Here is a 12,869-nt window from a genome sequence, read left to right on the forward strand (position 1 = left end):
AAATATAGTTTCAATACTGTTAATTAATAATTTATTGCTACTAAACACTTTTGCCAAAAAAGAATGCCACGGCGTTGCCATAGCATTACTTTTTTAATTAACCATCCGATTTGGACGATTTATCCAGATCATTGAGCCGGGCGACCAGCGCCTGGTCAAAGAGATCCAGCGTTCCAATCAAAGCCTTCAGTGTATCCTCCGGAAGGCTAAGAAAATACTGAAAAAACGGTTCGGAATTATTTTTGTGGTACGCGTCGTGAAGCCGACTGGCTTCCTCTCCCAGCGGAGTGAGGTATAGGCTCACCTGCGCATCGGAGTCCGGCGACACCTGCTTTTCCACCAGCCCCTTGGCGACCATTTTGTACAGCATTTGAGATGCCGCACCCTTTGAGATGCCCCGCTTTTGGGCTACGGCGGTAACACTCATTCCGGGGGTCTGGTTTAAAAGCATAATGGTGTGGATTTCCGGCCGGGTAAGCAGGAGTCCGTTGCCATAGTTCCACGGGCGTTTTTCGATCTGGATATATTCGTGGACAATCCGTTCCATCAGTGTCGACATCCGCTTGAATTCTTCAATTTCCATCCAATCACCTCCGAACGTTTTGTTGCAATACTGTTTTGATGCTATACACTATATAGCATGCGAATTAAAATTTGTCAACAGGGTCCTGAAAAATTTTCACTTTACCCGGGAGATGAAACAAGCCCGCCCCAGAAAACAATTTCGGGGCAGGCTTGAAGGCGTTCAGCAGTTACTTACGCAAGTTTGATAATAAAGGGCTGACTTTTCGCAAGGATAACTGTCACCAGGAAAAACTGGTTTATCCTTTGTCGGTTCTGAACAATTGAAACGGAATTGAGGCATTGAAGAGCCTTTAATTCGGTTAAAATCTTATTGAAGCATCGGCTTCCGCATTTCTGGCGAACTTAAAACGGAGACAGTGAATCGACTCTTTTTTTAACAGCAATCGCCGCAATCGCCGACATCGCCGGGGACTGCACCCTTATCGGCCAGAATTTTATTGGCAAGCGCATTAAACAGAGCTGCCATTGCTTTTTCCTTGCAGGTGTATGCGCACAAGACATCTTTAATAACTTTAGCCTGTTCAGCAGGATCGCGGATCATACAGACTTTTTGAAGGAATAGTTCCAGGAAGGAGGCCAAGCTGGTCGCGATTCGCGCCTCAGCAGCTGCTACCATATCAACAGATTCAGCATCTGTCGGAACCGGAGGATGCGGGTAACCGCCAGGAATCGCATCAGATGCACCGCCAGACACAGCCTGAGGGGACTCTAAATCCCGAGGGAGAGCTTTATCCATAATGTTTCTCCTAAGAACATATTTCAAGATTACCCCGGATGGCGTAATCTTGCTGTCTTATAATATGTATTAATTGATTTGGCGGCTACTTTAGAAAGAGCTAAAAGCATGTATTATCATAATCGAGTACAGGTTGAATCGCTTGCAATGCCTAATCCGCGATTAATTGGAGCGGGTTTCACATAGGGCACATATCTCAATGAAGGGAGGTGTACCTTATGTGGTGTAGACACTGTTGCCGCTGCTGGCACTGCGGCTGGGTCTGGAACAGGAATTCCTGGCATTGCTGCTGTGGGTCTAACGGCTGATAACTTAAAACGTGCCCCGCGGGAGCTTTATCAGCTCTTACGGGGCACGTTTTACTAGGAACCGAAATTATTTAATCAGAATATGATATAGTAAACTATAGACTTAGGTGTGTTAGTATGGCAATTAAAATATTGATTGATCAGGGACATAATCCGACTGGTTACCACAGTACCGGCGTCTCTTGGTAAGGCCTTGATGAGCAGGATATAACCTTTTAGGTGGGCATCTATCTCGCGGAAATGCTAAACGTAGATTCCCGTTTTGAGGCCCGTTTGTCACGCCCATTGCCTACTACGGTCCTCGAAACCAACAATTCTACAAGTTTGGCAGAGCGTGTAAGAATGGCAAACGAGTGGCCTGCTAATTACTTTATCAGTATCCATGCAAACGCCAGCCTTAATACGGCCATTAACGGCACAGAAGTGTATGTAAATAAGCTTTATACCCAGTCCAACTGGCTTGCAGAGCAGGTTTTGGACGGTATTGTGGAGACTGTGGGTACAAAAAACAACGGTGTCCTTGCAAGGCCGTCTTTATATGTCTTGCAGAAAACTAAAATGCCTGCGATTTTAGTGGAGGTGGCTTATATGTCTAATCCTTCCGATTCAGCAAAACTACGTGACAACCAATATCAGTTTGCGCAGGGAATTTATACGGGAATTATGAGATATTTCGGATTTTCTCAGTAAACGGCAGCCGTCGCCCATGGTTATCCTCCTCAAAAAATTTGACAGTGAGCAGTAATCCGGTTTTATATCACTGCTCGCTGGCTGCCGTGAATTGCACCCCCAAAGTTAGACAGTATGGTATACTGAAATAACTTTGGGGGTGTAATTCATAGACGGGCGCAATCATTTGGTGGCTTCATTTTGACAATCAGAGGTTGAATCCACAGCGACTACATTATATAATCATCGCAACAGGGCCTTGGGCAGGACTGGGATACGCCAAGGAGGTAACCATGAAACTCTATTTTCAATACGGCTGCTTGATTGCATTTTTGTCCCAAATTTATTTTGTACCATACGACGGTTTCATCGCGCCTCCCTCTCTGGGGCTGATTCTGCTGGGGATTGCAGTTCGGGACGAGCTATGCAAAAAGCCCGTCCTATTGGGCGCGGTTGCCGGCGCATTGTCTTTTGCGCTTCGTGTGGTCCTGCAGATCAGCAAGGGCTCTGTTGATTTTTTGCCGGTCATGCTGGACAGCCTCATCGTATATACCATTTACACGGCGCTTTATCAGGTTTTAAAAAGCATGATGGGAGAGGATTATCTGCCGGACAGAATCTTCATTATGCTCATGGCGGACATGATTCCCAATTTGATCTCTATGGGCGTCTGCCAACAGATCAGCGACGAACGGGCCTCTTGGATTTTGCTGATGGCGGCGATTCGCTCCGCACTGGTGCTGATCATCTCCCAGAAAAATCGGGAAGTACAGTATGAAAAGCTGACCAGCTTTGCCGCCAATATCTACGCGGATATTTTCTTTCTACAAAAATCCAAACGACAATTGGACGAGATGACCACTCGCAGCTTTTCCATCTACCAGGAATTGCCGGCGGAAAGTGAACTGCGCCAGCGGGCGCTGTCGCTTGCAAATATGGGACACGAGGTCATGAAGGATTACAGCAATATTGTCAGCGGTCTGGCCAAGGCAATTCAGGTTTCTCAGCAGGAAGCTCCCATGCTTCTCTCACAGATTTGCCGGGTTCTGGAAGCAGGCACCCGAGAGAGTATTGCCCCGGCCCACCTCCGCCTCCGGTTGGAGGGGGACATTCTGATTGAAGAATACTACGATTTTTTCATCGTGCTGAACAATTTGATTATTAACGCGGCGCAGGCGGGCGCAAAACAGATTGAAGCCGAGCTGTCCGTCAAAAACCGAAGCGTTTTCATGCGCGTCTCGGATGATGCAGGTGGGATTCCGGAGGACATTCTCCCCTGCATTTTTCTCCCGGGCTTTTCCACCAAATTTGACGAGCACACCGGCGCGTCGTCGCCGGGGTTGGGGCTGTGCCACGTCAAGGATATCATTGGCAAATGGAACGCCCGAATCCAAGTGGAGAGCACCGTGCCGGATGGTACAACATTTACTATTGAAATTCCTTCGCTGTGAAAGGAGGGTGAACGATGAAGCGGATTCTCATTGTTGATGACGACAGCTCCACGGGAGCTATGCTGAAATTCGTCATCGCGCGGGAGCAGCTGGGCGAGGTCGTGGGCACAGTTTCCGATGAAATCCAGGCAGTGGACGAGATTTTGTTTTACCAACCGGACATTGTGCTCATCGACCTGCTGTTTCCTCATACCGACGGAATCCAGATCATGACACACGCCATGGCGCGGGGCGCCGTCAGCCATTTTATCATGATCTCCCAGGCACAGGACAAGAACATGGAGGAGATGGCGTATAAAGAGGGAATCGACTTTTTTGTACACAAACCCATCAATATCCTGGAAATTCGAAAAGTTCTTCAAAATGTCATCCAGATCACGGAGATGGAGCAGATGCTCTCCGCAGTACGGCAGGCCGTACTGCCGTCTTCCATGGCAGCACCTGCCGAAGATTCAAATTGGAGGCAGAAATTGCAGGAAATCTTGGCAGATATCGGCATCTGGGGAATTACTGGCAGCCGTGAGATCGTGGTGGCGGTCTGGTATCTCAAAGAGCGCCATCTGCTGGATACACATCAGGAATACCAGCTTGCGGACGTCTACCAGCGGGTGGGGCAGGAGTTGTACGGCAGCGAGACCAGCGCCGCGCGGCAAAAGGGAATTGAACAAAAAATCCGGCGCGCCATTCAGAAAGCGCAAACGCATTTGGCATCCAGAGGGACTGAGGATTTCTACGACGATATCTTCATAGAGTATGCCTCCCGCCTGTTTGATTTCGGTCAGGTACAGCAGGAAATGCGTCTGCTGCAGGGAAAAACGGATCAGCCGGGCAAAATTAACACCAAAAAATTCTTTGAGGGGCTTCTTTTGAAGTTGGATTAAAAAATTATTGAAGGTTATTGAAGGTTTTTGAAGTCTTGATTTAAAATAGTAATACGATAGAGGGGAGGAAGCGCGGCCCTGTGCTTTGCGACAAATTATGCAAAAAAAAGAGGGCGGTATTCCCATCCGGAAAAAGACATACAGCCGTGCAGCCTGGATTAAGCTCATCCTGTGCAACCTTGTCGGCATTTTTATGTTTTTTGAGACGATCCCCTTTCAGGGCAGAAACACCATCCCACTGGATGCACTGTGCAGCGTTATCGGCAAGCTGGCGGGCAATGCGCAGCAGTGGGTCGTTGTGGCAATGTGCATTGCCGGGGCACTGATGCCTTTTTTGAAAAAGAACTGGAATCAAAATGGAACCAGCGTTGTTTTTACCATTCTTAAAATCTTGGGCGCATTCTGTGCCGTGATGTTCGTTACCAAAATCGGCCCGCGCGAGTGGCTGGAAAGCGCCAGCCTGCTCCCATTCTTGTTTGGGCTGGGCCGTTCTCTGAGCCTTTTGGTCCCTGTGGGCGCAATCTTTTTGTCCTTCCTGACAAGTTACGGATTGATGGAATTTGTGGGGCTGTTTGTCCAGCCCCTGATGCGTAAGATCTGGAAGACGCCCGGCTGCTCTGCCATTGATGCCGTGGCCTCCTTCGTGGGGAGTTACTCCGTTGCGCTGCTCATCACGGACAATATGTACCAAAAGGGCACCTATACCACGAAGGAGGCCGCCATTATCGCCACGGGTTTTTCTACGGTTTCGTCTACATTTATGGTGACTGTGGCCGGCACATTGGGCCTGATGGAGCATTGGAATCTGTATTTTTGGACCACTCTGATGATTACCTTTGCGGTGACGGCATTCACCGTCCGTATGTTTCCCTTGAACCACTTTCCTGATGAGTATCGGGACGGGGTGACGCCAAAGCCGGAGCGAAGCATTGACCAAAACCGCTTCCGTACGGCGCTCCAGACTGCGCTGGACACCGCGGATCGCAGCGGCAGCCTGCCGATGAATATTGGGAGATCTCTTCTCAACGGGTTACAAATCACCTGCACCATCGTGCCCAGTATTTTATCGGTGGGCCTGATCGGAATGCTTCTGGCAATCTACACCCCGATCTTTCATGTGCTCGGATTTATCTTTTATCCGTTTGCCGCCTTGGTGCAGGTCCCCGAGGCGCTGGTAGCCGCCCAGGCACTGGCCACCAGTATCGCCGAGATGTATCTGCCCTGCGCATTTGTGGTGAATTGTTCCCTGATTACCCGTTACGTGGTGGGTGTGGGCTGTATTTCCGAACTGCTGTTCTTTTCCGCAGTGATCCCCTGCATTCTCTCCACCAGCATTCCCGTCAGGATTTCGCAGATGCTGATACTTTGGGTGGAACGGGTGATGCTCTCCATTCTTTTGGCCGGTGTGGTTGCGATGATTGTATTTTAATTTCCCACCGCCACACCAAAAAGCGGACAGAGACCCGCATAAAATGCAATTAATCCAAGATATCCTTGTACAGTTTTGGGATATGCTGTGATTAATATACTTTTTAACTGCAAAAGGAGGAAAACCCATGAAAAAGTTGTTGAGTCTCATTCTTGCACTGACAATGTCTCTGTCCCTCGCCGCCTGCGGCAGCCAGGCATCCACCGCACCTGCTGCCAGTGGCTCCGGTTCCGGAAGCGCTTCCGCCGGGGACACCTCCCCCATCCGAATCGGCTTCTTCGCACCTGTTTCCGCCGCTTCGGCCGCAGCCGATGGTCAGAGTGCCGAGCAGTCTGCAAAGCTGGCAGTAAAACTGGTTAACGATGCCGGCGGCATCCAGGGCCGCTCTGTGGAGCTGGTCAACTACGATGACGGTCTGGACACCTCGGCGGCTGCCAACATTCTGGAAAAGCTCACCACAGTGGATAACGTGAACGCCATCGTCTCCGGCTCCTATTCCGGTCCCACCAAGGTGGCCGCACCCATCTGCCAGGATGCGGGCATCGTGATGGTTTCCGCCTATGCCGTTCACCCCGACGTCGTTAACGCCGGTGACTACATCTTCTCCCAGTCCTTCCCGGGCGCGGTTCAGGCCACTGCCGCTGCGCAGTTTGCCGTTGGTGAGCTGGGCGCCAAGCGGATTGCCATCGTGGGCGTGGATCTGGACTTTGGCAAGGAGCAGGCTGCTTATTTCAAGGCGCAGGCTACCAAGCTGGGTGCCGAGATCGCCTCTGAGGACTATATCGCCATCTCCGATAACGATATGACCTCCGTCATTACCAAGATCAAGGACGAGAAGGTCGATCTCATCTATATCCCCAACTACTATGCACAGGCCGCCGAGGTCTGCCGTCAGGTTGCGCTGCAAGGTCTGGATGTGAAGATTCTGGGCTGCGAAGGCGCGGATTCCTGGCAACTGCTGCAAACGGCCGGCGAGTACGCTAAGGGCCTGTACATCACCACCAACATGAACCGTGACGACACCAACAAGGAAACCCAGGACTACATTAAGAACTATCGCACCGAATACAAGATGGAGCCCGACATGGTGGGTGCTTCCGTCTATGACGCATTCCAGGTGATCTTTGCCGCCATCAACGCCGTTGGCACCGATCCCGCCGCTATGCGCGACTACATCGCCGGATTGAAGGATTTCGATACCGTTACCGGCAAGTTGATGTATTACACCAGCGCCGGCTCCGCTGTGAAGCCCGTTCAGATCCAGCGCGTAGAGGATGACCTTCAGTTCCACAGCTTCAGTGTCATCAACGACATCAACATCATCGACGGCGACAAACTCCAAAAGGTCGTTTACTAAATAGAGAGGAAGCCCCTCTCTCCCGCGCATGCAAAGGAGCGGAGGCGTCGTACCGGCGTCTCCGCTTTCGCATGAATCTCTATGATCGAGAGGGTATTGTACTATGTTTTTACAGCAAGTCATCAATAGCCTGATGATCGGCAGCCTCTATGCCTTGACGGCCATGGGCGCTACGCTGATCTACGGCATATTGGGCATTCTGGATATCGCCAATGCCGGCGCATATCTGCTGGGCGCTTACGTGGGATATTACGTCTATCATGCAACCGGACAGCTGATTTTGGCGTTTCTGGTCGCCATGACCGCCATCGGACTGTTTGGCGTGATCCTGCACCGCGCCGTTTACGGCCCGATTTTGGCAAAGCCCCGGATGCTGTCCATTATCCCGCTGGTTGCGGCGGTGGGATTGTTCACCCTCAGCAGCGATGCGGTGCGGCTACTCTGCGGCGCAGGTACCAAGGCTTACAACTTCCGATTCTCCACGGACGTGCTCCACTTGGGAAGTGTCTCCATCCAGACCACATGGGTGCTCATTTTTGCGCTGACCGCGCTTTTGCTGGCTGTGTTGTGGTTTATTTTAAATAAAACGAAAATGGGCCTTGCCTGGCGCGCAACAGCGGAGGATCCCGACATCGCCAAAGCCTGCGGCGTCAACACAAATTCCGCAATGGCGCTGTCCTATGTGCTGGGCTATGGGTTTGCCGCTGCTGCCGGCATTATGACAGGCATTCTCTACAATTCCATTACCCCAGCTCTGGGGGAAGTGCCGTCCTACAAAATGCTGGCCATTATTGTGCTGGGCGGCCTCGGAAATCCGCTGGGTACGGTGGTGGCGGGTTTGATCATCGGCTTTGCCGAGGTGATGCTCTCCACTTATACCCAGATTCCTATTCCCAAAGACGCCATAGCGTTTGTCGTGCTGATTATTGTGCTGCTGATCAAACCCGCGGGTCTGTTCGGTCAGCGCAACAAAGTTTGAGGAGGATGGCTGTATGGGTGCATATGTATATTCCATCGGTGCAACAGCTGCCATCTTTATCCTGTTGGCGCTTTCTTTGAACATTATCACCGGTTACGCCGGGCAGGCTATGATGGGACATGCGGCGTTTTTTGGACTGGGCGCCTACACTGCGGCAATTTTGACGCAGACTTACGGCGTGAACTTCTTCGCTGCTCTGCTGCTGTCCATGTTGGTTACCGGTGCCTGCGGCGCATTGCTGGGCCTCATCTCCCTGCGGCTTCAGGCGGACTTTCTGGCCATTACCACCATCGGCATCAATTTTGTCATGGTGGCGCTGTTCAACAACCTGTCCATTACCGGCGGCTCTTTGGGACTCACCATTGTCAAACCCACGCTCTTTGGCGTGAAAATGGGCAATCGCCAGTTCTTCTGGCTGACCCTGATTCTCATCGTTGTATTGTGCCTTCTGATTGTAAAAATGCGCCGGTCCTGGTTTGGGATGGCGCTGGCCTCCATTAATAACGATGCCGGCGCCGCACGCTCCTTTGGTATCGACGTGAGCCGCTACCAGATCCTGACCTTTATCATCGGCACCGCGATTGCAGGTCTTGCTGGCGGTATCTATTCCCATCGCATGGGTTATATCTGCTCTTCTGACTTTGCGTTTGTCATCTCCATTCAAATCCTCTCCATGGTGGTCATTGGCGGCATCGGTACCATCCGCGGCCCGATTCTGGGCGCCCTGCTGCTGACGTTCCTGCCGGAAGTGCTGCGCTTTGCGGACGATTATCGTTCGTTGGTCTACGGTGCGCTGCTGGTCCTGATGGTACGCTTTATGCCCAGCGGCCTCATCGGCGACAACAGCCCGCTGGTCATCGGGAGTAAGAAGCTCCTGGGCAGACGCTTTGCGAAAAAGGGAGGCCAAAAGGCATGAAAGAATTGATGCGGATTGAGGGCCTCAAGATGTATTTTGGTGGCCTCAAGGCCATTGACGGTCTGGATCTGACCATAAATCAGGAGGAGACGCTGGGTATTATCGGACCAAACGGCGCCGGAAAGACCACCCTGTTTAATGCGATCTGTGGCGTCTACAAACCTACGGACGGCAAGATCACTCTGAAGGGACAAGAGGTACAGGGGTTGCCCGCGCAGGAAATGGCGCGCAGGGGAATCGCCCGCACATTTCAAATCTCAAAGCCACTGGCTGATCTCAGCATTCTGGACAACGTGATTGCGGCAGCCGGCGTGCATGAATACACCGGTATGCGCTCCTATTTCCGCAAAAGCCACACGCCGGAAGTTGTCGCAAAAGCGGAAGCTGTACTGGAAGAAACAGGCCTGAGGGAACTGCGTGACAAAAAAGCCAGCGATGTGTCTCTGGGTTACCTGCGCCGTCTGGAAATTGCCCGCGTTTTGGTGACGGATCCGGAGCTGATTATGCTGGACGAACCCTGCGCGGGACTCTCCAACTTTGCAATCAACGAAGTGACCGAGTTGGTGATGAAACTCAAGGCACAAAAAAAGAGCATCGTACTCATTGAACACAACCTGCCGATCACCATGAAGGTCTGCGACCGCATTATGGTACTCAGCTATGGCAAAAAGATTGCCGAGGGAACGCCCGAGGTCGTCAAAAGCGACAAGCAGGTCATCGAGGCCTATCTGGGAGAGGAGGACGAGGAATAATGCTGGAAGTAAAAGACCTGTTTGTATCCTATGGCATGATGGAAGTTCTCCACGGAATCAACGTCAGCGTCAGCACCGGCGAACTCGTCTCTGTCATCGGTCCCAACGGAGCCGGCAAAACCACTCTGATTAAGACCATCATGGGGCTCGTACAGCCAAAAAGCGGCAGTGTGCTCTACGATGGGCAGGACATCACCCATATTCCCGCCCACAAGCGCGCGGAGCTTGGCATCGGCTATGTCCCCGAGGGTCGCCATGTATTCGGCCGCCTGACGGTGGAGGAGAATCTCACCATCGGCGCATACAGTTCCAAGGATAAAGAGAAACTGAAAAAAAATATTGCGATGGTCTACGACATCTTCCCCCGTCTGGGCGAGCGCAAGGAGCAGCTGGCCAGCACTATGTCCGGCGGCGAGCAGCAGATGCTGGCAATCGGACGGGCGCTGACGCTCTCTCCCAAGCTGTTGCTGATCGATGAAGTGTCTATGGGACTGATGCCGATCATGGTCAATACCTGTTTCAAGGTCATTCACGATCTCAACAAAAGCGGTATTACGGTTTTAGTGGTGGAGCAAAACGCCAATAAGGCGCTGAAAGTAGCCGACCGTGGGTATGTGCTGGAAACCGGCAAAATTATACTGACGGACACAGCGGCAAACCTTCGGGGCAACGAGGTTGTACAAAGCGCCTATTTGGGTGCATAAATTCAAGTGAGGTTTCCAGAATTTCTATTGCAAGGCTGCAGCCTCCGCTTTAGGCGGAGATTTCTGATCCAGCGCATGAAAAAACGCTAAAGAGAGACGCTTGGCCAGTGAGCTGCACCCCAATTGTTGGACAGTATGATATACTGAATAACAATTGGGGTGCAGTTATTCCACGAGGAGTAGAGAAGTCGAAAACAGTATAAAATCTCATTGTATCTACCAAGAAAACGAATAAATTGATTGGTTTATCTGCTTTTTTATAATTTCTTGAAAATCAGATGGTTTGCGAGAGTGAAAATTTTCAGATCAGCTCGTGTGGGAGGTGTCTCTGTATGCAATAACGCAGACATACGTTGTTTTCTCTGAGGCTGAGGTCAATCACAGAATCGATAAGTTCTTGTGAGCTGTTTTGGAGAGTATATACAGCTCATGTCAGCGGTACCCCGAAGGAAGTCGAACGCGCAAGGGAATAATTCGGCAGGATTGGTCAGCAAACAAAGCGATAAGCCTACATCGGAGCCTATTTTTAAAGTACGTCACAACTCTTTTTATGCCGAGGCTTTTACGATAAGCCCTCGGTTTTTTTGCGGCCAAAATCATCAGAAATGAGGTTGTTCAAAACCTGCTTCCGTACATTGCACGGCGGTGTGAAAAGTAGGAATGCATGAAGCAGAAACAGCACAACGTCATAGCCTTTTGAAACAGGGACAAAATAATCTCAGTACATTCCCTCACCACTGTTTTTGCGTTTTTTAACCCGCAACCCCCCAAATTTAAATCTACGTTGACAGTATCGAAGGTCAGAGCTCACGATTTAAATCTCGTTCAATCGGCTGCGATACCGCGCGAAAGCAGCTCCGCCGTTTCGCACCGTGTGCGGCATGCCGCTCAGTCACAGTGCTCCTCCAGCCAGCGCATGGCACAGTACGCGTAACAGGCAGCCCCCCTCGGAAGAGCCTGTTCGTTGAATACGCAGTAGGGGCTGTGGACCGCATACGGATAGCCTTCTTCTGCACTGCCGAAGCTGACATCCAGATAAACGGATGGCACCTTATGGGCGACTTCACTGAAATCCTCGGCGCCCATAACCGGCCCGATCACCGCCGTCAGGTCTTCTCCGCATAGTTCACGAACATAAGAAAAGACGGAGTCGGAGACGGCCCTGTCATTCAGCGTCGGACGAAGGCTCTCTCCAAACTGCACCTCCGCCTTTCCACCGAAAGCAGAAGCGGCCGCCTCTGAGATTTCCACGATCCGACGTCGGATTAGCGCCTGCGTCTTCTCATCAAAGGTTCGGAATGTGCCGGAAAGCACACCGCTCTCCGGCAAAATGTTATCAACCGATCCGGCATGAATCTGGCATACGGATAAAATTGCAGGTATGAATGAACTCAGCTCCCGGCTGCGGATGGCGTACAGCCCCTCTGCAATATGGCTGAGCATATAAATTACATCCGTTCCAAGCTCCGGCGTGGCGCCATGTGTACCCTTTCCGATCACCATAATGTGAAATGTATCGCTCGACGCCTTCGCTTTCCCGTCAATGGCACAAAGTATGGTGCCGGTCTTCCAGGCGCTTCCGGTCAGGCAGTGCATGGCGATCGCTGCGTCCACTCGGGGATTTTCTAAAAGGCCGTCCTCTATCATGCGGGCCGCACCGTTGTACCCTTCCTCCCCCGGCTGAAACATCAGCTTTACGGAACCGCAAAGCTCCTCCGCGTGGGTGGCTAAAATGGAGGCGGCACCCAGCAGCATCGCCGTGTGGGTATCGTGGCCGCACATATGTGCGGTGCCGGGTGTCTGACTGCGATAGGGCAGCTCGTTTTTCTCCTGCAGGGGAAGAGCATCCATATCCGCCCGGAGCAGGACGACCGGTCCCGGACGGCCGCCTTTGATAACCGCCGTAACGCCGGTAACACCCTCTCCCCCTGTGCGGGAGGGCTCCAACCCCATCTGTCTGAGTGCTGTCTCCACGAACGCGGCTGTCTGGGGCAAATACAGCCCAATCTCCGGACGGCGATGGATTCCCCTTCTCCATGTTATCAACTGGTCGGATAGGGCATCCGCCTCCCGCTGAATCTCCTGTGCGCTTGTCATACTGT

The 12,869-nt window shown here is 51.7% G+C and carries 12 protein-coding genes; 9 read left to right on the forward strand and 3 right to left on the reverse strand.

Annotated features, from left to right (window positions below; genetic code table 11):
- Window positions 1-97 precede the first annotated feature (97 nt).
- Window positions 98-583, reverse strand: coding sequence for a MarR family winged helix-turn-helix transcriptional regulator (locus ABWQ15_RS07325; RefSeq protein WP_353908106.1), 486 nt, complete (start codon window positions 581-583; stop codon window positions 98-100).
- A gap of 375 nt (window positions 584-958) precedes the next feature.
- Window positions 959-1,321, reverse strand: a complete 363-nt coding sequence (locus ABWQ15_RS07330; protein ID WP_353908107.1) for a hypothetical protein — start codon at window positions 1,319-1,321, stop codon at window positions 959-961.
- Window positions 1,322-1,869: 548 nt separating this feature from the next.
- Between ABWQ15_RS07330 and ABWQ15_RS07335 the strand changes: the two genes are divergently transcribed.
- From ABWQ15_RS07335 to ABWQ15_RS07375, 9 genes are all read left to right on the forward strand, one after another.
- Window positions 1,870-2,319: an N-acetylmuramoyl-L-alanine amidase family protein gene (locus ABWQ15_RS07335; RefSeq protein ID WP_353908139.1), complete on the forward strand. Its 450-nt coding sequence runs from the start codon at window positions 1,870-1,872 to the stop codon at window positions 2,317-2,319.
- Between the two features lie 272 nt (window positions 2,320-2,591).
- Entirely contained in the window at window positions 2,592-3,749 is a 1,158-nt protein-coding gene (locus ABWQ15_RS07340; protein WP_353908108.1) for a sensor histidine kinase, read from the forward strand.
- Window positions 3,750-3,763: 14 nt separating this feature from the next.
- Window positions 3,764-4,630 carry a response regulator gene (locus tag ABWQ15_RS07345; protein ID WP_353908109.1) on the forward strand — a complete coding sequence of 289 codons (867 nt, stop codon included), beginning with the start codon at window positions 3,764-3,766 and terminating at the stop codon, window positions 4,628-4,630.
- Window positions 4,631-4,727: 97 nt separating this feature from the next.
- Window positions 4,728-6,059, forward strand: coding sequence for a YjiH family protein (locus tag ABWQ15_RS07350; RefSeq protein ID WP_353908110.1), 1,332 nt, complete (start codon window positions 4,728-4,730; stop codon window positions 6,057-6,059).
- A gap of 127 nt (window positions 6,060-6,186) precedes the next feature.
- On the forward strand, window positions 6,187-7,416 hold the full coding sequence (locus ABWQ15_RS07355) for an ABC transporter substrate-binding protein (RefSeq protein WP_353908111.1): 1,230 nt from the start codon (window positions 6,187-6,189) through the stop codon (window positions 7,414-7,416).
- Between the two features lie 103 nt (window positions 7,417-7,519).
- Window positions 7,520-8,395, forward strand: a complete 876-nt coding sequence (locus ABWQ15_RS07360; RefSeq protein ID WP_353908112.1) for a branched-chain amino acid ABC transporter permease — start codon at window positions 7,520-7,522, stop codon at window positions 8,393-8,395.
- Between the two features lie 13 nt (window positions 8,396-8,408).
- A complete protein-coding gene (locus ABWQ15_RS07365) occupies window positions 8,409-9,311 on the forward strand; it encodes a branched-chain amino acid ABC transporter permease (RefSeq protein ID WP_353908113.1) in 903 nt (300 codons plus the stop codon).
- On the forward strand, window positions 9,308-10,063 hold the full coding sequence (locus tag ABWQ15_RS07370) for an ABC transporter ATP-binding protein (RefSeq protein WP_353908114.1): 756 nt from the start codon (window positions 9,308-9,310) through the stop codon (window positions 10,061-10,063). The genes ABWQ15_RS07365 and ABWQ15_RS07370 overlap by 4 nt, the downstream gene beginning before the upstream one ends.
- On the forward strand, window positions 10,063-10,767 hold the full coding sequence (locus ABWQ15_RS07375) for an ABC transporter ATP-binding protein (RefSeq protein WP_353908115.1): 705 nt from the start codon (window positions 10,063-10,065) through the stop codon (window positions 10,765-10,767). The genes ABWQ15_RS07370 and ABWQ15_RS07375 overlap by 1 nt, the downstream gene beginning before the upstream one ends.
- An 888-nt stretch (window positions 10,768-11,655) precedes the next feature.
- On the opposite strand, the gene ABWQ15_RS07380 is transcribed toward ABWQ15_RS07375, so the two are convergent.
- Window positions 11,656-12,864, reverse strand: coding sequence for a M20 metallopeptidase family protein (locus tag ABWQ15_RS07380; protein WP_353908116.1), 1,209 nt, complete (start codon window positions 12,862-12,864; stop codon window positions 11,656-11,658).
- Window positions 12,865-12,869 lie beyond the last annotated feature (5 nt).

The organism is Oscillibacter sp. (genome assembly GCF_040505565.1).
GTDB lineage: Bacteria > Bacillota > Clostridia > Oscillospirales > Oscillospiraceae > Oscillibacter.